At 42.7% G+C, this 23,151-nt stretch carries 19 protein-coding genes; 12 read left to right on the forward strand and 7 right to left on the reverse strand.

Annotated elements, in window-relative coordinates; all coding sequences use genetic code 11:
- Window positions 1–182: 182 nt before the first annotated feature.
- From gyrA to A4G13_RS02110, 5 genes are all read right to left on the reverse strand, one after another.
- Window positions 183–2,849: a DNA topoisomerase (ATP-hydrolyzing) subunit A gene (gene gyrA, locus A4G13_RS02090; protein WP_011200036.1), complete on the reverse strand. Its 2,667-nt coding sequence runs from the start codon at window positions 2,847–2,849 to the stop codon at window positions 183–185.
- 126 nt (window positions 2,850–2,975) lie between these two features.
- Entirely contained in the window at window positions 2,976–3,404 is a 429-nt protein-coding gene (fur, locus tag A4G13_RS02095) for a ferric iron uptake transcriptional regulator (RefSeq protein WP_011200037.1), read from the reverse strand.
- A gap of 19 nt (window positions 3,405–3,423) precedes the next feature.
- Entirely contained in the window at window positions 3,424–3,948 is a 525-nt protein-coding gene (gene fldA / locus A4G13_RS02100; RefSeq protein ID WP_090653506.1) for a flavodoxin FldA, read from the reverse strand.
- Window positions 3,949–3,956: 8 nt separating this feature from the next.
- Complete coding sequence (gene ybfE / locus A4G13_RS02105) at window positions 3,957–4,241, reverse strand: LexA regulated protein (protein ID WP_041640163.1); 285 nt, start codon at window positions 4,239–4,241, stop codon at window positions 3,957–3,959.
- Between the two features lie 121 nt (window positions 4,242–4,362).
- On the reverse strand, window positions 4,363–5,139 hold the full coding sequence (locus A4G13_RS02110; protein WP_090653508.1) for an alpha/beta fold hydrolase: 777 nt from the start codon (window positions 5,137–5,139) through the stop codon (window positions 4,363–4,365).
- A 95-nt stretch (window positions 5,140–5,234) separates the two neighbouring features.
- On the opposite strand from A4G13_RS02110, the gene seqA reads away from it, so the two are divergent.
- The 12 genes from seqA to A4G13_RS02170 all read left to right on the forward strand — a co-directional run bounded on the left by seqA (window position 5,235) and on the right by A4G13_RS02170 (window position 19,637).
- The gene (gene seqA, locus A4G13_RS02115) at window positions 5,235–5,882 is read left to right on the forward strand and encodes a replication initiation negative regulator SeqA (RefSeq protein ID WP_011200041.1); all 648 of its coding nucleotides are present in this window, start codon (window positions 5,235–5,237) and stop codon (window positions 5,880–5,882) included.
- Between the two features lie 15 nt (window positions 5,883–5,897).
- Window positions 5,898–7,292, forward strand: a complete 1,395-nt coding sequence (menE, locus tag A4G13_RS02120) for an o-succinylbenzoate--CoA ligase (RefSeq protein ID WP_165898041.1) — start codon at window positions 5,898–5,900, stop codon at window positions 7,290–7,292.
- A gap of 2 nt (window positions 7,293–7,294) precedes the next feature.
- Window positions 7,295–10,645 carry a mechanosensitive channel MscK gene (mscK, locus tag A4G13_RS02125; protein WP_090653513.1) on the forward strand — a complete coding sequence of 1,117 codons (3,351 nt, stop codon included), beginning with the start codon at window positions 7,295–7,297 and terminating at the stop codon, window positions 10,643–10,645.
- Window positions 10,646–10,657: 12 nt separating this feature from the next.
- Window positions 10,658–11,737: a chorismate synthase gene (gene aroC / locus A4G13_RS02130; protein ID WP_090653515.1), complete on the forward strand. Its 1,080-nt coding sequence runs from the start codon at window positions 10,658–10,660 to the stop codon at window positions 11,735–11,737.
- 102 nt (window positions 11,738–11,839) lie between these two features.
- Window positions 11,840–12,703: a penicillin-insensitive murein endopeptidase gene (gene mepA / locus A4G13_RS02135; protein WP_090653516.1), complete on the forward strand. Its 864-nt coding sequence runs from the start codon at window positions 11,840–11,842 to the stop codon at window positions 12,701–12,703.
- Window positions 12,704–12,720: 17 nt separating this feature from the next.
- On the forward strand, window positions 12,721–13,485 hold the full coding sequence (locus A4G13_RS02140) for a TSUP family transporter (RefSeq protein WP_090653518.1): 765 nt from the start codon (window positions 12,721–12,723) through the stop codon (window positions 13,483–13,485).
- Window positions 13,486–13,495: 10 nt separating this feature from the next.
- Window positions 13,496–14,446, forward strand: coding sequence for a lauroyl-Kdo(2)-lipid IV(A) myristoyltransferase (gene lpxM / locus A4G13_RS02145; protein ID WP_424945107.1), 951 nt, complete (start codon window positions 13,496–13,498; stop codon window positions 14,444–14,446).
- A 111-nt stretch (window positions 14,447–14,557) separates the two neighbouring features.
- The gene (apt, locus tag A4G13_RS02150; RefSeq protein ID WP_041639646.1) at window positions 14,558–15,100 is read left to right on the forward strand and encodes an adenine phosphoribosyltransferase; all 543 of its coding nucleotides are present in this window, start codon (window positions 14,558–14,560) and stop codon (window positions 15,098–15,100) included.
- 54 nt (window positions 15,101–15,154) lie between these two features.
- Window positions 15,155–17,236 carry a DNA polymerase III subunit gamma/tau gene (dnaX, locus tag A4G13_RS02155; RefSeq protein ID WP_011200049.1) on the forward strand — a complete coding sequence of 694 codons (2,082 nt, stop codon included), beginning with the start codon at window positions 15,155–15,157 and terminating at the stop codon, window positions 17,234–17,236.
- 3 nt (window positions 17,237–17,239) lie between these two features.
- The gene (locus tag A4G13_RS02160) at window positions 17,240–18,106 is read left to right on the forward strand and encodes an endonuclease/exonuclease/phosphatase family protein (protein ID WP_090653520.1); all 867 of its coding nucleotides are present in this window, start codon (window positions 17,240–17,242) and stop codon (window positions 18,104–18,106) included.
- A gap of 80 nt (window positions 18,107–18,186) precedes the next feature.
- Complete coding sequence (locus tag A4G13_RS02165) at window positions 18,187–18,903, forward strand: YwiC-like family protein (protein ID WP_090653521.1); 717 nt, start codon at window positions 18,187–18,189, stop codon at window positions 18,901–18,903.
- A 50-nt stretch (window positions 18,904–18,953) separates the two neighbouring features.
- Complete coding sequence (locus tag A4G13_RS02170) at window positions 18,954–19,637, forward strand: tetratricopeptide repeat protein (RefSeq protein ID WP_011200052.1); 684 nt, start codon at window positions 18,954–18,956, stop codon at window positions 19,635–19,637.
- A 59-nt stretch (window positions 19,638–19,696) separates the two neighbouring features.
- Here A4G13_RS02170 and parC read toward each other — a convergent pair whose 3' ends face one another.
- Entirely contained in the window at window positions 19,697–21,943 is a 2,247-nt protein-coding gene (parC, locus tag A4G13_RS02175) for a DNA topoisomerase IV subunit A (protein WP_090653523.1), read from the reverse strand.
- Window positions 21,944–21,991: 48 nt separating this feature from the next.
- Entirely contained in the window at window positions 21,992–23,086 is a 1,095-nt protein-coding gene (nirK, locus tag A4G13_RS02180; RefSeq protein ID WP_090653525.1) for a copper-containing nitrite reductase, read from the reverse strand.
- Between the last annotated feature and the right edge of the window lie 65 nt (window positions 23,087–23,151).

A 23,151-nucleotide genomic window follows, 5' to 3' on the forward strand; every position in this document is an offset into this window, starting at 1 on the left:
GAGCGTCAGCCCGGTAAACTTAACCTATCTATTAAAATTATTTAATAATCAATATATTATGGACGCCAAGTATGGTATTCGTAAAAATAATGAAGATTAAGGTTAAATCTGATATAGACTTTCAAACAAAAACGGCTACTTAAATAGACTCTAAGTAGCCGTTCGATTTATGAATAAAGAGATTATTCTTCTGAATTTTCAACCGCAGTTTCAGGGGATTCAGCGTCAAATTCGTCTTCTTCCGGTTCGGCGACACGTTCTAAACTTACAACGTGTTCGTCTTCCGCCGTACGGATTAAACGTACGCCCTGGGTGTTACGTCCGACAATACTCACTTCGCTGACACGAGTGCGAACGAGGGTTCCCGCATCGGTGATTAACATGATTTGGTCGGTTTCTTCAACTTGGGTCGCCGCTACAACTTTACCGTTTCGCTCACTAACCTTAATTGAAATCACACCTTTTGTATTACGCGATTTAGTCGGGTATTCGTTTAAAGCGGTACGTTTGCCGTAACCGTTTTGTGTTGCAGTCAGGATTGCACCTTCATTTTTCGGAATAACCAATGAAACCACTTTGTCGATATTGAGATCTAATGTGTCTTCTGCATTATCATCAGAAATTTCCTCAATTTCCACCGCACTTTCATCATCGGAAATATCGTTGGTCAAGGCAAGTTTGATACCGCGGACACCGGTTGCGGTACGTCCCATCGCGCGTACTGCCGCTTCGGCAAAACGAACTACACGGCCCTGAGAAGAGAACAGCATAATTTCGTTTGAACCGTCGGTAATATCAACACCGATTAATTCGTCCTCATCGCGTAAATTCACCGCAATAATACCGTTAGCACGCGGGCGGCTGAATTCCGTTAAAGCGGTTTTTTTCACAATACCGCAGGCGGTTGCCATTACAACGAATTTATCTTCGTCATAGCTTGCCACCGGAAGAATAGCCGTAATACGTTCATTGTCTTCTAACGGAAGAATATTCACGATAGGGCGACCGCGAGCACCACGGCTGGCTTCCGGTAATTGATAAACTTTCAGCCAATATAAACGACCGCGGCTTGAGAAACAAAGGATTGTATCATGGGTGTTCGCCACTAATAATCTTTCGATGAAGTCGTCTTCCTTCATTTTGGTCGCCGATTTACCTTTACCGCCGCGACGTTGCGCTTCGTAATCGGTAAGCGGTTGATATTTTACATAACCTTCATGAGAAAGTGTTACTACAACATCTTCCTGAGCAATTAAATCTTCAAGATTAATGTCGCCTGAAGCAGCGGTAATTTCCGTACGACGTTCATCGTTGTAAGTGGATTTAACTAATTCCAATTCTTCACGAATCACTTCGTTTAACCGCACCGAGCTGGTTAAAATACGGATTAATTCGCCGATTTGAAGTAAAATTTCATGGTATTCTTCGACGATTTTTTCATGTTCTAAGCCGGTTAAACGGTGCAGCCGTAATTCAAGAATTGCGCGAGCCTGAGTTTCTGATAAAAAATATTGACCGTCATGGGCGCCGAGTTCCGCGGCTAAACCGTCGGGACGGGATGCATCAACACCCGCCGCCTCCAGCATAGGCGCCACGTTGCCTAAAGACCAGGCGCGGGATAATAGGTTTTCGCGCGCTTCATCCGCTGTTTTTGAAGCGCGGATCAATTCGATAACCGGGTCAATGTTAGCCAGTGCAATAGCTAAACCTTCTAAAATATGCGCCCGTTCCCGCGCTTTGCGCAATTCGTAAACCGTACGGCGGGTCACCACTTCACGACGGTGTTTTACAAAGGCTTCAATAATTTGTTTTAAGTTGAACAGGCGGGGCTGACCGTGATCCAATGCAACCATGTTAATACCGAAGGTCACTTGCATTTGAGTTAACGCATATAAATGGTTTAATACCACTTCGCCTACGGCATCCCGTTTGATATCGATTTCAAGGCGAATCCCTTCCTTGTTGGAAAGATCTAAAACGCCGGCAATACCCTCAATTTTTTTATCACGCACTAATTCACCGATTTTTTCTACCAGCTTCGCTTTATTTACCTGGTAAGGGATTTCCGTGATAATGATTTGTTCGCGGCCTTTGTCATTAATTTCGACACTTGCTTTTGCGCGCACATAAACTTTGCCGCGCCCGGTCTTATAGGCTTCTTCAATACCGCGGCGACCGTTAATCAAGGCGGCGGTAGGGAAGTCGGGACCGGGAATAAACTGCATTAACTCGTCAATACTGATATCTTCGTTATCCATGTAGGCAAGACAGCCGTCCATTACTTCGCCTAAGTTATGCGGCGGAATATTTGTAGCCATACCTACTGCGATACCGGAAGATCCGTTAACCAAAAGAGACGGAATTTTAGTCGGTAACACGTCAGGAATCATTTCTTTACCGTCATAGTTTGGTGAGAAATCTACCGTTTCTTTATCCAAATCGGTTAATAATTCCTGAGTAATGCGCTGCATACGTACTTCGGTATAACGCATAGCGGCGGGCGCATCGCCGTCAATAGAACCAAAGTTACCTTGGCCGTCAACCAACATATAACGCAATGAGAAGGGCTGAGCCATACGTACGATAGTGTCATATACGGCACTGTCGCCATGAGGGTGGTATTTACCGATTACATCCCCCACAACACGGGCGGATTTTACGTAAGATTTATTATAGGTGTTACCACTTTGGTTCATGGAGAAAAGTACGCGGCGATGAACCGGTTTCAAACCGTCACGCACATCAGGCAATGCACGACCGACAATAACGGACATTGCATAATCGAGATATGAAGATTTCAGTTCTTCTTCAATACTAACGGGGGTTATATCTTGGACTAATTCAGTCATTTAAATATCCTAATTTTCTTATGGAAAAATTAGGCGGATTATATCACAAAAAGGAAACTAATTGGGATTTTTAGGTAAAAAAGAAAGAAAAAAGTGCGGTAAAATTTACCGCACTTTTACAAGAAATTATTTATCGCATTTATCTATATCGGCGCATTTGCCGTATAAATACAGACTGTGGGTTTGTAACTGAATACCGTGTTCGCGGCTGATTTCCTGTTGTCGTTTCTCGATAATATCGTCATTAAATTCAAATACTTTACCGCAGTCCACACAGATAATATGATCATGATGTTCAGTTGGGCATAATTCAAATACGGACTTATTGCCTTCAAAATTATGACGAATAAGAATATGGGCTTCATCAAATTGGTTTAACACGCGATAAACCGTAGCCAAACCGATTTCTTCACCTTTTTCCAATAGAAGTTTATAAACGTCTTCAGCAGAGAAGTGCTGCATTTTATGCTCTTGCATTAATGCTAAGATCGTCAAGCGCGGTTCTGTAATTTTAAGACCTGCTTTTTTAAGCAGCTTGATATTTTCTTCAGACATTTTATTCTCCTATTTTTTATTAGGCTAATTCCGCTAAACACATTTCATCATAAACCTGTTTAACCCAAGTATTGACACGCTCGGTCGTTAATTCCGGTTGGCGGTCTTCGTCAATACATAAACCTACAAAAGTATCGTTATTAATTAGAGCACGGGAAGATTCGAAAGAATAGCCTTCCGTTGGCCAGTTACCGACAATAATTGCGCCGCGCTGTTCTACGATTTCGCGCACGGTTCCCATCGCGTCGCAGAAATAATCCGCATAATCTTCTTGGTCGCCGCAACCAAAAATCGCCACTAATTTATCGGTAAAATCAATTTGTTCTAACGTCGGAAAAAAATCGTCCCAATCGCATTGCGCTTCGCCGTAGTACCAGGTCGGAATACCGAACATTAAGAAGTCGTAGGCTTCAATGTCTTCTTTTGTGCTCTTGGCTATATCACGAATATCAACTAATTCATTTCCTAATTGTTTTTGGATCATTTTAGCAACATTTTCCGTATTGCCTGTGTCACTACCATAAAATAAACCAACAATTGCCATTTCTTTTCTTACCTATTTTCTTGAATATTGAAATAATTTTGTAAAATTTTCTCGATAACTTCCGCTCGACTAATCTGCTGCTGAGACGCTAAATCTTCTAACTGCCGAACTAAATCAGTATGCAATTTCAATTCAACACGTTTTAGACCGCTTGATTTATCACGTTTGAGTTGATTGCGTTTATTTATTCTGATTTGTTGTTCGCGGCTCAGTGGATTTGTTTTCGGGCGTCCTATTTTCGGCACATTAGCGAACAGATCTAAAGTTATATAATCTGCATCTTGTTTTGCCATTTTCAAATCACTGAATTTGTCAAAGTAAAAAATCATTCTCATTGTGAGAATGATTTTCTTCTTCGGAAAAATATGTTGGACTATAACATAAATAACTATTGAGTTAAACAGGATTTACCGATTAATTTGATTCTAAAAACCGTTGAATCGCCCTTACGACAAACTCCGGTTTTTCCGCATGAACCCAATGTCCGCTACCGTTTATGGTGAAGGAGGAAGCTTGCGGAAATTGAGCTAAAATCCGCGTGCCGTATCCGGATTGGAGATAATCCGAATTTCCGCCTTTGATGAATAAGGTCGGCTTGTCGAAAAAGACCTCCTCCCAGCCCATAATTTGCCCGTAATTATTAAAAAGTGCGGTTAAATTAAAGCGAAATTTTTCCGCCGCATTACCGTCAAAGGATTTTAGCATAAACTGAATCACGCCTTCGTCTTTAATATAGCTTGCCAAAATAGGTTTAGCTTCTTGGCGGGAGGATGCTTGCGCATTTTTCACCGCGAACAAACCGGCAAATACGTCGTCATGCCAACGATGGGCGTAAGCAATCGGACCGATATCGATACAAATCAGCTTTTCCACCAAATCGGGGCGCAGCGCAGCTGTTTTCATTGCCGCTTTGCCGCCCATGGAATGTCCGATTAAAATAACCTTCGTTAATTGCAGGGTTTCAAGTAAATGAATAATGTCTTGCGCCATTAATGAATAATTCATTTCGTCGGCATGAAAACTTTGTCCGTGATTGCGCAAATCCAAACGTAAAATATTATAAGCGTCGCTAAAAGCTCGGGCAATAATTCCCAGATTATTCATGTCGCCGAATAAGCCGTGAATGAAAACCATTGTAGCTTGATTAGAAGGTTGTTTTAATTGATGAAACTGATAATTGAGTAATTTCATTTTGAAACGTTTACGACCCTAGAGTATTTATAAAGAAGTCGCTATAATGATAAAAATTCCATTGTGGATCAAGTCATTTGTTGAGAGAAGATAGAATGAAAATTATTGAAGTAGATGAAGAACTTTATCAGTACATTGCCAGCCAGACTAAATCAATCGGTGAAAGTGCATCGGATATTTTGCGTCGTCTATTGAATTTGCCGGTATCCGGCGTAAATTTAACTGCGGTGGATTTAACTCAATCAACGATGAATTCAACTAACGAGGAAAAAGGAACGCAATTGCCGGCGGAAAAAAATGTCGTTGCGGAAACGCCGAAACCTTCTTCCGAACAGGAAATTAGAACCCCGGCGCGCAAACAATCAACGCAATCCATTCAACATATTGTGACGAAAGTGAAGAATTTGTTGCAGTCGGAAGCTTTTCAGGAAGAAAGCAAAATGGTGGTGCGCTTTTTAAATATTTTATCCGTATTGTACCGCACGAATCCGGAAAGTTTTGCACAGGCAACGGAGCAGGAAACCTCGCAAGGGCGTACCAGAACCTATTATGCCCGGGATGAGGCGACCTTGCTTGCGGCGGGCAATCATACCAAACCGCGTCAAATTCCCGATACGCCTTATTGGGTGATAACCAATACCAACAGCGGTCGTAAAATGTTAATGCTTGAACGTACCATGCAATTTATGGAATTGCCGGAAGAATTGATTGACGAAGTCAGACCTTATTTTGCCGTCGTTTAATTGATTTCCATGCTGATGTTTCCTTGGCTGAATTATGCGAATTCGGCACCGTACCAAAATAAAACCGCCTTGCGAGATGATTTGCAAGGCGAAGTTTTTACTTGGTCGCAATTAGCCCAACGCATTGAGCAAACCCGTCTCTCATTACAACGGCAAGGTTTGAGTATGGGACAGGGTATTGCTTTATGCGGTAAAAACAGCATGGATTTATTATGTTTTTATTTAGCGGGGCTACAGTTTGGTTTGCGGGTGTTGGGCATAAACCCGGCATTTCCGGTTGAAAAAATTAATCGGTTATGCGAATTGAACGATATCAGCTTGCGCATTGATTTTTCTTCTTCTCAATATCATTGCCGGGGACTAAAAAATTCGGCAAAAAACGACCGCACTTTTACTTTAACCGAAGGCTATACCATGACTTTAACCTCGGGTTCCACCGGTTTGCCGAAAGCGGTGGTGCATTCCGTCAATGCACATTTGGCTAATGCTGTTGGTGTGAGCGAGTTAATGCGGTTTGGCGCTAATGATAGCTGGTTGTTGTCGTTACCGCTGTATCATGTCTCCGGGCAGGGTATTCTTTGGCGTTGGTTGCAGCAGGGCGGCGAGCTTGTTTTGCCGCAAGCGGATTTTTATGCTTCGGTTATCGGTGTCAGTCATGTTTCTCTGGTGCCAACCCAGTTACAGCGTTTATTGAGCTATTTGGCGGAACATCCGAATAAGTTTGTTTGTACCAAGCACATTTTATTAGGCGGTTCGCAAATTCCCCTCGAATTAACCCGGCAAGCCAACCGGTTAGACATACAATGTTATTCGGGTTATGGTATGACGGAAATGGGGTCTACGGTTTTTGCCAAAGAAAGTGATGAAACCGCCGGTGTGGGGTTGCCATTAAAGGGTAGAGAATACCGACTTGTTGATGATGAAATCTGGTTAAAAGGTGCCGGGCTGGCCGAGGGGTATTGGATCGATCAAAAAATCCGGCCTTTAACGAATAAACAAGGTTGGTTTCAAACTAAAGATAAAGGGCAATGGTTGAACAATGAATTAGTCTTGCTTGGCAGATTAGATAATATGTTCATTTCCGGCGGTGAGAATATTCAGCCTGAAGAAATTGAAAATATCATCCAAGGCTATGAACTTGTCAACCAAGTGTTTATTTTGCCAAGGGATGATGCGGAATTCGGGCAGCGTCCCGTTGCGATGATCCAATTTAATTTGGATGCCGATACGGAAAATAATTTTAAAAGTGCGGTAGAAAAATTGAAAATTTGGTTGTCAGATAAAATTGAACGTTTTAAACAACCGGTTGCCTATTTTCCGCTCGATGTAGAAAAAGCCCGGCAAGAAGGCACCATTAAAATCTCAAGAAATTTATTAAAAACAGAATTAATGACTTTATTAGGAAAGTGAATATGATAAGAATCATCCGTTCTTTTGGGTTGGCTTTAAGCTTGGTATTTGCCTTTGTCGGAAGTACGCTTGCGGCGGATTTGCCAACCGAGAAGTCTTTGCAGGCGCAAATTGAACAGCTACAAAAAGATGAGCAGACCGAGGTTAATAAAGCGCTTGTACAAAATTTACAAGATGCACAGGAATTATTAGCGCAGATTGCCAAACAAAAAGCGGATAATGAAAAATTAAATAAAGATATTGATCGGTCAACCAGAACATTGGCAGAGAGTAAAGCCAATATCGAGCGTTTCAAAAAACAGGAAAAAACCGTCGAGCAGTTAAAAGAGGATTTTCGTAAGTTAAGCCTGACGACATTACAAGACAGAAGTGAGTCGGCGACAGAGAATTTGCAAAATTTACAGGCGGAGCTGCTTACTTTAAATGCTAATTTGTCCGGGCAAAAAACCGCACCGGAGCGTGCACAAGCGGCGTTGACGGAGAATTTAAAACAATCTCAGGCATTAAATAGCCAGCTTTCAAACGTTAATATTGAGAAGACTTTACAAACTAAATTAACGGCGCAACTTGCCTTATTAGAACTCAAAAATGCCTACAATCAGATTTTACTGTATGGTAATAATGCATTAACCAACCTCTATACCAGCCAGGTGAATGAGAAGACGTTAGAGCAAACTCAGTTACAAAAGCAACTGACGGCGTTACAAGATATTATTAACGAAAAAAATTTAGAAAAAACTCAGGAACAGGTTGAAAAAGCTACCGAGTCTCAGCAAAAAAGCGCGGCGACGAATACAAATCCGGTGATTGTTCGGGAGTTGGATCTAAATACTGCCGTTACTAAAGATTTATTGGAGCAAACTACCAAACTCAACGCATTATCGCAGGATAATTTGCGTGTCAAAGGCATACTCGATAATCTGCAACAAACTCAGCATAATATTGAAGAACAAATCAGTGCGTTGCAAGGCACTTTGGTTTTATCCCGTATTATTAATAAACAGCAGCAATCGTTGCCACAGGATTCTATGATTAAAGGGCTGCCGAAACAGATTGCGGATTTGCGGGTAAAGATTTTTGATATCACCGAGTTTAAGAACAATGTCAATAATGCGCCGGCTTATATTGCTAGTTTAGAGAAAAGCGATAAAGTCACCTTTACGGATGCCGAGAAAAACCAATTAACGGATATTTTAGCCGCCCGGGATAAAGTGTTGACGGATTTGCTTAAACAATTAAACGGTCAATTAAATGTTTCTATTAATTTAGAACTGAATCAGCAACAGGTTCAAACTATCAGTGACGCTTTGCAATCCAAGCTGAAGCAACAGAGTTTCTGGGTTAAAAGTAATAGCAATATCGATTTGAAATGGCTGCAGGACGCGCCGATGTTGATTCGGTATCAATTACGCGGTATCGGCAATACTTTTGATTTTTCAAACTGGCGGGATAATCTTGTTCCTGCGGTTTTCTGGATTTTATTATTAATTGCATTGACGGCGATTATTCATAGAAAAAAAGAGAAGATCAAACAACAGTTAACCCGTATTAATAATAAAATTAAGTCATTAGGTACGGATAATCAGTGGAATACGCCTTTGGCGATTTTCTGGACGATTATTTTGTGTTTGCCAAGTACCTTCATGTTCTTAGCCGTATTTATTTTAGTAACTTATATTTGTTTTCAGGATCCGACACAGGTATGGCCTTGGGGCTTAAAAATGTCGGTGTACTGGTTGTTTTTCGCCTTTTTGCTGGCGATGTTGCGCCCGAACGGTATCGGCTATACCCATTTCGGTATGCCGAAACAAAGTAACGAAACTTTCCGTAAAATATTAAAACAGTCGGTGTGGGTGATTGCATTATTGTTGAATACGTCTATTTTCACTAATTTGGAAATGGGCGTGACTTATGATGTGCTCGGACAAGCGATGACTATTATCGTATTGATAGTCACTATTTTTATAGTTGCGCCGGGCTTCCGTAAAGCGATTTCGACTTATCAAGAAGCCACCAATAATGATAAGCAAGGTACGCATACTTATGTCTTATATCTTATCCGCGCGGTATTATTGCTGGCGCCGATTATTTTAATTGTGCTTATTGCGGTCGGTTATTATTACACTGCACTGGTACTCATTGAGCATTTGGTCGCTACTTATTTTGCAGTAATTACCTGGGTTATTTTCCGCAATATAATTCAACGCGCATTTTCCGTAACCTCCCGTCGTTTAGCGGCGAAACGTTTACAGGAAAAACGTGAACAAGCCAGAGCGAAAGCGGAAGCCAGCGAACATCCGGAGGGGGATAGCGGCGAAGTCATCTTAGAGGTTAAAGAAGAAACTTTGGCGGTGAGCGAAGTAAAACAACAAATCTCAAAAATCACAGACTTCCTGTTATGGCTTTGTTTATTCGGACTGCTTTATTGGGTGTGGTCGGATTTAGTGACGGTGGCTTATTATTTAGACGGCGTAACTTTATGGAAACAGTCGGTAACTACCGAATCGGGTACCGTTATGGAGTCCGTCACTTTATTTAATTTATTAATCGCTATCTTGGTATTATTCGCCACTTACGTATTAGTACGAAATATCGGTGGTGTGTTGGAAGTATTAATATTCTCTAACCTAAAACTCTCGCAAGGGACGCCTTATACGATAACGACCTTATTAACCTATGCGGTTATTGCCTTAGGGGCTAGTTTCGCATTCGGGACTTTGGGTATGTCGTGGTCAAAACTTCAATGGCTGTTTGCCGCACTTTCCGTGGGGTTGGGGTTCGGTATGCAGGAAATTTTTGCGAACTTCGTTTCCGGTATCATTATTTTGTTTGAACGTCCGGTGCGGATCGGTGATGTGATCACTTTAGGCGAATTTAACGGCACAGTATCTAAAATCCGAATTCGCGCAACCACGTTGGTTGATTTTGACGGAAAAGAAGTAATCGTGCCGAATAAAGCCTTTGTAACGGAACGCTTGGTAAACTGGGCGTTATCAGATACGGTAACAAGGGTGATTATTCGCGTTGGTGTTGCCTATGGTTCGGATCTTGAATTAACGAAGAAATTATTGCTGCAAGCGGCAAATGATTGCGATAAAGTACTGAAAACACCGAGTCCGGTGGTGTATTTTTTAACTTTCGGTGCAAGTACGTTGGATCATGAGTTACGGGTTTATGTGGGTAATCTTTCCGATCGTAATCCAACCATTGATTTCCTGAATAATCGAATTAATACGTTATTAGCGCAGCACAATATTGAAATCGCGTTTAATCAGTTAGATGTATTTATCAAAAATCAAAACGCCGATGAAGAAGTGAAATTAGGCAACGAACAATTAAAATTACAAAAATAAAAGGAACACAACATGGCAGGAAACAGCATTGGGCAATTATTCCGCGTGACTACATTCGGCGAGTCACACGGTATTGCGTTGGGTTGTATTGTAGACGGGGTACCGCCGAATATGGCGCTTTCGGAAGCGGATATCCAACCGGATTTAGACCGTCGCAAGCCGGGCACGTCCCGTTATACCACTCCTCGTCGCGAAGATGATGAAGTGCAGATTTTATCCGGTGTATTTGAGGGTAAAACCACAGGTACCAGCATTGGTATGATCATCAAAAACGGCGATCAACGCTCGAAAGATTATGGCGATATTATGGATAAATTCCGTCCCGGTCATGCGGATTATACCTATCAGCAAAAATACGGTATTCGCGATTATCGCGGTGGCGGTCGTTCTTCCGCTCGAGAGACGGCGATGCGGGTGGCAGCGGGCGCTATTGCCAAAAAATATTTGCGTGAACAATTCGGTGTGGAAGTACGGGGTTTCTTATCGCAAATCGGCAATGTTAAAATTGCGCCGCAAAACATCAGCGAAATAGACTGGGCGCAAGTCAACGATAATCCGTTTTTTTGCCCTGATCAAAGTGCGGTGGAAAAATTCGACGAATTGATTCGTCAATTGAAAAAAGACGGCGATTCTATCGGTGCGAAATTAACGGTGGTGGCGGAAAATGTGCCTGTCGGTTTAGGCGAACCGGTTTTTGATCGGCTTGATGCGGATCTTGCTCACGCACTGATGGGAATCAATGCGGTAAAAGCGGTCGAGATCGGCGACGGATTTGCCGTTGTGGAACAGCGCGGAACCCAACACCGAGATGAAATGACACCGCAAGGTTTTCTTTCGAATCATGCCGGCGGTATTTTAGGCGGTATCAGCACCGGGCAACCGATTATTGCAACTATCGCTTTAAAACCCACCTCAAGCATTACCGTTCCGGGGCGCACGGTAAATTTAAATAACGAACCCGTAGAGCTGATTACCAAAGGACGGCACGATCCTTGTGTGGGTATTCGGGCGGTTCCCATTGCGGAAGCCATGACGGCAATCGTATTACTTGATCATCTTCTTAGACATCGGGCGCAATGTGGCTTAAAATAGCGATATTATATGCTAATAAAACCTTAGCTGGTCTTAAAATAACAAATTTTAAAAGTGCGGTTAAAATTGCCGCACTTTTTTCCTTGATGAAGTGAGAGAGCGATGAAAAAATATTTAAAAACTTTGGTATTTTCTACCGCACTTTTAACCGGTTTGACAGTTGTTAATGCCGCACCGGAAGACTGGCAGCGGATTAAACGTCCGATTCCGAGCAGTAACGGTCAATCCGAACCTATCGGTTCTTATAGCAACGGTTGTATTATTGGTGCGCAACCAATGCCGGCAAAAGGCGACGGTTTTCAGGTTATCCGTATGAATAAAAACCGTTTTTACGGTCATCCCGAGATGATTAGTTATTTGCAGCGCCTTGGCAAGAAAGTAGAACAAGCAGGCTTGCCGACCATGCTAATCGGTGATATCGCGATGCCTGGCGGCGGACGTTTTTTAACCGGGCATGCGAGCCATCAAATGGGGTTGGATGCGGATATTTGGTTGCGGATGGGCTCTATGTCCGATCAAGACGCCTTAAATTCCGACGGCAAGGGGCTGCTGGTGGTGGATCGAGCCGAACAACGGGTTGATGAGAATATCTGGAATCAAAATCACTTTAATCTAATCAAACTAGCCGCACAAGACAGTAAAGTGTCACGGATTTTTGTCAACCCGGCAATTAAAGTTAAACTTTGTCAAACGGAACGTCAGGATCGCAGCTGGCTGCAAAAAATACGTCCTTGGTTTGGACATGATTCTCACATCCATGTGCGGTTAACCTGTCCTTATGGTGCAAATTATTGTGAAAATCAGCCGGCAATACCGAGAGGAGACGGCTGCGGTGCCGAGTTATATTCATGGTTTGAGCCGCAGAAACCCTCTTCCGGCGCAACGACAAAAAAAACATTACCGCCGGAACCTTTTTTATGCCAGCAAGTGTTAAATTCACCAAATCGTAGCGAGTGGCAGGATTAACCGATAAAGGAACATTCATGGAAGTGACAATTGAGATTACCGTTATTTTATTTACGGTAGCGGTAATTGCCGGATTTATCGATTCAATTGCCGGCGGTGGCGGTTTAATTACGATTCCCGCTTTATTAATGACGGGTATGCCGCCCGCATTAGCATTGGGCACCAATAAATTGCAGGCTTGCGGCGGTTCTTTTTCCGCAAGCTGGTATTTTATTCGTCGACGGGCGGTAGATTTATCCGCGGTTTGGCTGATTTTATTAATGACGTTTATCGGTGCCGTTATAGGTACCATACTAATTCAGTTAGTTGATGCGTCGTTAATTAAGAAAGTCATTCCGTTTTTAGTTTTAGCTATCGGTTTATATTTTTTATTTACTCCGAAGCTTGGCGAACAAGATGCGCGGCAACGTTTATCTTATGGCGTTTATGCCTTTACGGCGGGAGTAAGCATCGGTTTTTATGACGGCTTTTTCGGGCCTGGCACAGGTTCTATTTTAAGCTTAGCCTGCGTTACTTTGCTGGGATTCAACTTAGCTAAGGCAACGGCTCACGCGAAAGTATTTAACTTTACTTCAAATTTTGCGTCATTGATTTTTTTCTTAATCGGCGGACATATTTTGTGGTCGGTAGGGTTAGTGATGTTGGTGGGGCAATTTGTCGGCGCACATTTCGGGGCAAAAATGGTGTTGTCCGGCGGTAAAAAAATTATTCGCCCGATGGTTGTGATTATGTCATTTATTATGACTGTCAAAATGGCCTATGATCAGGGATGGTTTAGTTAAGAGAATAAATATGTCGGAAAAAAATAAAAGATTAACCGCAAGAGTAGGCTATGAGCCTCATTTTTCATGGTCCTATTTGTTACCCAAGTATTGGGGAATATGGCTGGGCATATTTGTATTACTTATTTTTGCTTTTATCCCTTTTCGTCTGCGTGATAATTTAGCGGCGAAACTGGGGTTAGTTATCGCAAAATATGCGAAAAAACCCCGTTATAAAGCGAGAGTCAACTTGCAATATTGTTTCCCGCAATGGTCGGCGGAACAGCGGGAAAAAGTGATTGACAATATGTTTATCACGGTAACGCAGGTTATGTTGGGTATTGGTGAAATTGCTGTTCGTTCAAAGGAACATTTGCAGCGACGTAGCGTATTTTTTGGTATTGAGCATATTCAAAAGGCGAAAGAACAAGGTTATAACATCATCCTGATGGTACCGCACGGTTGGGCAATTGATGCGTCCGGTATCATTTTGCATACCCACGGTATGCCGATGACCTCAATGTATAATCCTCACCGTAATCCGTTGGTTGACTGGTTGTGGACCATCACCCGCGAGCGTTTCGGTGGCAAAATGCATGCCCGCCAAAATGGCATTAAACCTTTTTTAAATATGGTACGGAAAGGTGATATGGGCTATTATTTGCCCGATGAGGATTATGGTGCGCAAGCCAGTGAATTTGTAGATTTCTTTGCCACTTACAAAGCAACCCTGCCGGGATTGAATAAAATGGCAAAATTAGCCAAAGCAGTGGTTATACCTATGTTTCCCCGTTATAACGCTAAAGCAGGGCGCTATGAAATGGAAATTCATCCTGCGATGGAATTAAGCGAAGATCCGAAACAATCGGCACGTGCCATGAATGCCGAAATTGAAAGTTTTGTCAGCCCGGCACCCGAACAATATGTATGGATTTTACGTTTGTTAAAAACTCGTAAAGACGGCAAAGATATTTATCAGTAATTACCGAATTCGGCGGATTAATTCTTGCAATCCTAGTCAATATCCTTTACATTTTAGCGTTTGATTTTTCAGTAAAAATGGTCTGTTTTGGACCGCACTTTAGGCAATAAAATGAACGAACAGTTACAACTTATTAAATCTTCAATCAAATCTATTCCTAATCATCCGAAAGAAGGAATTATCTTCCGCGATATTACCAGCCTTATTGAAGTGCCGGAAGCATTCCAGGCAACGGTTGATTTGATTGTAGGAAATTATAAAAATCAGGGGATTACTAAAGTTGTGGGTACCGAGTCCCGCGGCTTTATTTTTGGCGCACCGGTGGCTTTGGCGTTAGGTTTGCCGTTTGTATTAGTGCGTAAACCGAGAAAATTACCTCGTGAAACCATTTCGCAATCTTACCAACTGGAATATGGCGAAGACACCCTTGAAATGCATGTGGATTCGGTGAAAGCTGGCGATAACGTATTAATTATTGATGATTTATTAGCAACCGGCGGTACTGTTGATGCAACAATTAAGCTGATCAAGCGTTTAGGCGGCGATGTGAAACATGCCGCTTTCGTGATTAATCTGCCGGAATTAGGCGGTGAAGAACGTTTACGCAGCCTAGGTGTGGAACCTTTCACTTTGGTGAATTTTGAAGGCCATTAGTCTGACGTTGTAATCAATAGATTTAATTAATAAAATTCAATTAAGAGATAAGCAATGAGTTATCAAGTTTTAGCACGAAAGTGGCGGCCGAAAAACTTTGCCGAAGTTGTCGGACAAGAGCATATCTTGGCCGCACTTTCTAACGGCTTAAGGGAAAATCGCCTGCATCACGCTTATCTCTTTTCCGGCACCAGAGGCGTTGGTAAAACCTCTATCGCTCGTCTTTTTGCCAAAGGGTTAAATTGCATGGATGGTGTCACGGCGGAGCCTTGCGGTAAATGTGCGCATTGTAAAGCGATTGAAGAAGGTAACTTTATCGATCTTATTGAGATCGATGCGGCATCACGTACGAAAGTGGAAGATACGCGCGAATTGCTGGATAACGTTCAATACAAACCCGTGCAGGGGAGATATAAAGTATATTTGATTGACGAAGTACATATGCTTTCCCGTCATTCTTTTAATGCGTTATTAAAAACCTTGGAAGAACCGCCGGAATATGTCAAATTCCTACTGGCTACAACGGATCCGCAAAAATTACCGGTGACGATTTTATCCCGTTGTATGCAATTCAATCTAAAAGCTTTAGATCAAAAACAAATCAGCCATCATCTACAGCATATTCTTAAGGAAGAAGAAATTCCTTATGAAATGACCGCACTTGATAAACTGGCAAAAGCCGCCCGGGGCAGTATTCGTGACAGCTTAAGTCTTACTGATCAAGCGATTGCTATGTCTAACGGTAACATCAGCCGGGATGTTGTGCGTGTGATGCTTGGTTTATTGGATGACAATCAGCCTATTGAAATTCTCTATGCGTTACAGCAAGGTAACGGCGAGAATTTAATGAAAGTGATTCAAGCGGTTGCGGATAAAGGCGGAAATTGGGATGAATTGCTTATTGAAGTAGGTGAAACTTTGCACCAAATTGCCATGCAACAATTGCTACCTTCAACAAGTAACGATGAAACTCAAATCGGTTTCTTAGCGAAACATATTGCGCCGGAAGACGTGCAGTTGTTCTATCAGATTGTTGTGAACGGTCGCAAAGAGTTAGCGTTCGCACCAAATCCTCGTATCGGTGTGGAAATGACTTTATTGCGAGCGTTAGCCTTTCATCCTAAGCTTGTTCAAAGCCAGCCGAGCCAACAAGAGCAGCTATCGAACGTTCAAACCTACGTACAAAGTGCGGTTAAAAAAACTGAAAATTTAGTGGATATGCCGGTTGTGTCGCAATCCATTAAAGCGAAGTATGAATCACCGGCACATTCCGCTGCGGCAAATGCGGAACAACCAAGTTCAGCTGCGCTTAGCGCTCTGGAACAAATTCAAAAATTGCGTTCTCAGGCGAGCGGAAACGGCGAAAAAAAAAACGTTAATGTAACTTCTTCTCCTCTAACTGAAACCGATTCTTCAAGTTTATCCGATTTATCCGAAACTTCGCCAAAAGTGACCGCACTTCCCGTAGTTACCATGCAGAATAAATCAAAAAAACAGGCGGATTTGTTAGACCGTTTGGTTAACCTCTCTAATTCAAAAAATACAGAAACGGAAAATGCCGAAGATAGTGCGGAGAATACGGAAAACGATTCGGAAGATGAAACCAATTTGGCTGAAACCTACCGCTGGGAATGGACCAATCCTGAATTAGCGCAGGAAGAAACCGCCGTTCGACCGTCTGATATTAAAAAAGCAATCTTGCAGGAAAAAACGCCCGAGGTGATTACAAAAGTAATTGCCATGGCGGACGAACGGGACGAATGGACGAAAACCGTCTCGCAACTACATCTTGACGAATTGAAGCTGGTAAAGCAAATCGCCTTAAATTCCGTGGTGTTAATTCAGCATGAGAATGAAATGAAGTTAGGATTGCGATCCGCACAGAAGCATTTAGTGCGGGATAAATCCGTTGAAATTTTGCAGGATGCCTTAACTAAGTTTTATGGAAAAACAATTAATTTAACCATTGATTTCAATGATGACGAAAGTCTGTTTACGCCGCTTGATCACCGTCGTCAAATTTATCAGGAGCTGAGCGAACAGGCAAAAGAAGACTTGCTGAAAGATAAGAAAGTCCGGCTGTTGCAGGATATGTTCGACGCAAAATTGGATATGGACAGTATTCGTCCGGTTTAAATTATGGGTAAATTAAAGCGTTTTTTACTGATTTTTGTTCTTGCGTTTTTTGCCGCAGGAGCCTATTTTTTTTATACCGTTCAGATTTTCGAACAGCCCAAAATCTCTTTCAATTCGGTTCAACCCTCCTCGCTAACCCCGCAAAATCAATATTGCTTTGCAGTGAATTCACCGCTCCAAATTATTCGGCAGAACCGATTTAAATTTGTAGTATGGAATATTCACAAAGGATTGGATGAAGGTTGGCAACAAAGTTTGCAGCAATTTGCTCAAGAAGCTGATTTTTTGTTACTACAGGAAGTCGCCAGCACGCAGCAATTGGCGCAGGAAATTCCGCAATTTTCCACCGCACTTTACGTTACCTCGTTCAGTTACTTGGGGCGGGAATCAGGCGTTAGTATTTTAGCCAAAACCATGCCGCAGCGAATTTGTGGCGGTGCTGAGAAAGAACCCTGGATTTTGATTCCTAAAGTGGGTAATGCTATGACATTTCCCTTACAAAACGGGCAATCTTTATTAGTGGTTAATTTGCATTTGGTAAATTTTGAATTTCATCCTACAAGCTATCGCAATCAGTTGGAAAATATGATGCGACTGGTCGCGAAGCATCAAGGACCGATTATTTTGGCGGGTGATTTTAACAGCTGGAACCAGCCGCGTTTAAATTTGGTTCGCCGTTTTGCGAAACAATATCAATTAAATGAAGTGAATTATCACCCCGACGAACGTTTACGATTCTTAACCAATCCGCTCGATCATGTTTTTGTGCGCGGATTGAATGTAATAACAAGCACGACGGTAAAAACATCAAGTTCGGATCACAATCCGATTTTTGTGGAAGTCGCGTTAGACAAGCCAAATTCTAAATAGAACTCGTTCGTTTCTTTTTTTTTTCATAAAATAGTTGGGTATGATATCCCATTATTATTTTTTACTATAAGCAAATTCCTATGAAACTATTGATTTCAAACCAGCATGGTGCGATTGTAATGGCATTAATGCCGTTTTTTTACGGTATGTTATTGTCTCAACCTGTTTGGGCGCATATTTTCTTATTATTGGCCTGGTTTTCATTATATTTATTAAGTTATCCTTTTTTGAATTTGTTTAAAGGGCGTAATTTGGCACAATATAAAACATGGGTATGGATTTATGCTTGCGCGGTTATTATTTTTGTTATTCCGGCTCTGATTTATAATTGGAAAATATTATATTTTGCACTGACTATCGCTTTGTTATCATCGGTAAGCGTTTATTTCGTCAAGCAAAAAAATGAGCGGGCATTTTTAAATGATTTAAACGGTATCGTTATTTTTGCCGTTGCGGGAATGGGGGCTTACTATTTTGCCGATTCGGTTTGGGATTATAAAATCTGGCAAGTGGCTTGTTACCCTAGCTTGTTTTTTATCGGGACGACACTTTATGTAAAATCAATGATGAGGGAGCGAAAGAACCCGCTTTATTTGAAACTCTCAATTATTTTTCATATTGGTTGTATTTTAGTCTTTCTATTTGTGCAACAATATATCCTTACTTTAGCATTTATTATACCGTTGGTTCGCGCTATTTATTTACCCGCTAAAAAATTATCGGTGAAACAAATAGGTCTTATTGAAATGGCGGTTTCTTTGTTATTTTTTGTCATATTATTATGGGCAACCATTTAGATACCGGAAGTTTAGAAATTTAGGCGTTAGAAGTTTAGGTAGTAGCAGTTATGAAATTGAAATATAAATTATGCATAGCATTATTTGCCTGGGTGAGTGCTTTCCATGTAGCGGCGGCACCGCAGACACATGCGGAAGTCTCGAATGTAACAACGGAATTGAACGACATTCAAATTCGTCTAAAGGCGCAACAGTCGGCGGATAAAGGCGATTGGAAAACCGTCTATACGCTGTTATTGCCGCTTGCTCAACGGGGTGATTCGCAAGCACAGGTTAATTTAGGTATTTTATTTTCATCGGGACGCGGAGTTGAAAAGAATTTAGAAAAGGCTTATTGGTGGTTTAACGAGTCGGCGGAACAGGGCAACGCTAAAGCGGTAACTTACATCGGCTTGATGTATTTAGAGGGCGTTGGCGTAAAACAGGATACCAAACATGCTATTCGGATTTTAGAAAAAGCGGGGCGGGTAGATTATCCGCGGGCGATGTTAGCTTTGGGTAACGCCTATTATATGGAAAAAAATTTGCAGAAATCTTTTCTGTGGTTTGAACGTGCCGCTATGAAAGGTGTTAGCGAGGCGCAATTTAAATTAGGCATGATGTATGAAAAAGGCGAAGGCACCCATAAAGACGAAGAACAGGCCGTTTATTGGTACCAAACATCCTTAAAGGCCAATGACGATATTGCGGAATTCGCCAAAGAACGTTTATCGGCATTAGGCCGGCTCCGATAAATTAGGCGGGTAAAAAGGCAAGCGGGTTTAATCCGCTTGCCTTTTTATATGGCGACAGCTTAGTTCGGTTCAACAACTGTAATTTCCGCCTGACTGGTAAGCCCTCTCGGTAACTGCGTACCTTTGCGCCCGCGTTCGGCTCGATATTTTTGCAGATCCTCAGGTTTTAGCGTGATTTTGCGTTTACCGGAATGAAATACCAAACTTGAGTTTTCACTAATTAGCAACAATTTTACCAATAAATCGGTGCGTTCTTTGGCGCTTGCCGCCGGAATGGTAACGATTTTATTTCCTTTGCCTTTTGATAAGGATGGTAGATCCTTAACCGGGAAGATCAGCATTCTACCCGCAGCCGTCAACGCTACTAAAAGTGCGGTAGAATTTTCAATATTTTTCGGCGGTAACACTTTTGCATTTTCAGGCAGGCTGATTACCGCTTTACCGGCTTTATTGCGAGCGATTAAATCTTCAAATTTACAAATAAAACCATAACCCGCATCGGAGGCCATTAACAATTGTTGGCTTTCGTTTTCAATTAACAGATAGTCAACAGAGGCGCCTGCCGGCAGCGTAAGTTTGCCGGTTAACGGCTCGCCTTGTGAGCGGGCGGAAGGCAATGAAAGCGGATCCAGCGCATAGCTGCGACCGCTGCTGTCGATAAATACTGCCGGTTGGCTGGATTTGCCGCAGGCATGGGCGAGATATTTATCGCCGGCTTTATAATTTAATCCTTGCGGATCGATATCATGACCTTTGGCACAGCGCACCCATCCCATCTCGGAAAGAATGACGGTGACAGGTTCCGCCGGAATCATTTCGCTTTCGGAAATCGCTTTGGCTTCCGCGCGTTCAACAATCGGCGAGCGTCTTGGACTGGCGTAGGTTTTTGCATCCTGCTGGATTTCTTTTTTGATCAAGGTATTTAAACGACGCTCGGAGGATAAAATCTGTTCTAACTGCGCACGTTCCTGTTCCAATTGATCTTTTTCCGCCTGTAGTTCATGTTCTTCCAATTTGGCTAAATGGCGCAAGCGCAGGTTCAAAATGGCTTCCGCCTGTTCGTCTGACAGCTCGAAACGCGCCATCAAAACCGGTTTAGGTTCGTCCTCATTACGAATAATATGAATGACTTCATCAATATTAAGATAAGCGATCATCAAACCCTGCAAAATATGCAGGCGGGAAAGCACTTTATCCAAACGGTATTGCAAACGGCGGGTTACCGTGCTGCGACGGAAAGAGAGCCATTCGGTTAAAATTTGCAGCAAATTTTTTACCGCCGGTTTATTGTCTAAACCGATCATATTCATGTTTACGCGGTAATTTTTTTCTAAATCCGTGGTGGCGAATAAATGCGCCATTAAGGCGTCCGAATCCACCCGGTTGGAACGGGGAACCAGCACGATACGCACCGGATTTTCGTGATCCGCTTCATCGCGGATATCTTCAACCATCGGCAGTTTTTTAGCCGTCATTTGCTCGGCGATTTGGGCGATTACTTTCGACGGCGAAGCCTGATGAGGCAGCGCGGTAATAATAATTTCGCCGTCTTCTTTTTTCCATACCGCACGCATTTTAACGGAACCGCGACCGTTTTCGTAAATTTTACGGATTTCTTCTTTCGGCGAAATAATTTCCGCTTCCGTCGGGAAGTCAGGGCCTTGCACCAGGGTAAGAATGTCATCAAGAGTGGCTTTCGGATTATCCAGCAGCATTACCGCCGCATCGGCAATTTCGTTCAGATTATGAGGCGGAATATCCGTCGCCATACCGACGGCAATCCCTGTGGTGCCGTTGAGTAAAATGTGCGGTAAGCGGGCCGGCAAATATTGCGGTTCAAGAATTGTGCCGTCAAAGTTCGGTTGATAATCCACCGTGCCTTGCCCTAATTCGCCAAGCAATAATTCGGCAAATTTGGATAAGCGGGATTCCGTATAACGCATGGCGGCGAAGGATTTCGGATCGTCGGGGGCGCCCCAGTTTCCTTGTCCGTCCACCAGCGGATAACGATAAGAAAAAGGTTGCGCCATTAACACCATGGCTTCATAGCAGGCGGTGTCGCCATGGGGGTGGAATTTACCCAATACATCCCCCACGGTACGCGCCGATTTTTTATATTTGGCGGTGGCGTTTAAGCCCAGCTCGGACATAGCATAAACAATACGGCGTTGTACCGGTTTCAGCCCGTCGCCGATAAAAGGCAGGGCGCGATCCATGATTACATACATGGAATAATTCAAATAAGCACTTTCGGTAAAAGTGCGCAGAGGCATTTGTTCAATGCCTTCATAATTGATTTCAGACATAATTTTTATCTTTTATTAACAAAAAGTGCGGTCGGTTTTTTGGAAATTTTAATGCTTAAATCCCGTATCGATATCGGAATCCGGATTGCGTTTGTCATAAGGCTCATCACGTAATTTCCCACTGAAAATTTCAGGATTTTCATCACCTTCAATCATCAATGTGCCGCGGGCCCCTTTGTCGGCACGGAAAATCGAATGATCAATAAATGAATATTGCCCCGGTACCGGAATAGTCACTTCGCTAATCATGGCGCCACCGGAAGGAATCAAGGTTGTTTGCACGTTATGATTTTGCAGTGTGCCGCCTTCCATATAAACCGTATCGAAAGTTTTCCCGATTAAATGGAATGAAGAAGCCTTATTCGGGCCGGCATTGCCTACATAAAAACGGATTTTTTCGCCCACTTTCGCTTTTAAGGCTTTTTCGCCCTGCATTGAGCCGTAATGCCCGTTGAATACAACGTAATCAGGTAATTCATAAGCGGCTTTTTCCGTGCTGAATACTTGCAAACCTTGCTCGCCGAAGCTACCGTTGGTATAGAATTCGTTTTGCATAATGTAAAATTCTTTATCCGCCGGCGGGAAACCTTCTTTAGGTTCTACCAGCATTAACCCGAACATGCCTTTGCCGATATGGGTTCCTGCGCCGGGAATCGAAGCGCAGTGGTAAACGTATAAGCCCGAGCTTAGGGTTTTGAAGCGATAAACCGTGGTACGCCCGGGTTTTGTACTGCTCACCATTGCCGTACCGTCCGGCGCGGCGGAAGCGTGGAAATCCAGGCTATGGGGCAGCCCCGAGTTAATCGGGTTGGATAAATGTACTTCAACGGTATCGCCTTCCCGCACGCGAATAAAAGGTGCCGGCGTTGAACCGTTAAAAGTCCAGTATTTGAATTTGACGCCGGGCATAATTTCCATCATACGATCGGCGGCTTCCAATTTTACCACGACATTGGCCGGCGTGGTACGGTTTACCGGCTTAGGCACATTAGGCGCGTAAGTGAGTTCGGCTTCAATGCTCGGTAATTCGCTTGAAAGTGCGGTGCTTTTTACCGAAGTTTTATCAGGTTGATTATCCGCCCAAACATTGGTTGAAAGTACGGTTGCTGTGGCAAGCAAAATCGCAATAGTTGTTTTTTTCATAGAAATTCCTTCAATCTTTCAAGTTGGCAAACTAAGGAAAAAATCGCTGTTTTTCGACCGCACTT

The sequence above is a fragment of the Basfia succiniciproducens genome (assembly GCF_011455875.1).
GTDB lineage: Bacteria > Pseudomonadota > Gammaproteobacteria > Enterobacterales > Pasteurellaceae > Basfia > Basfia succiniciproducens.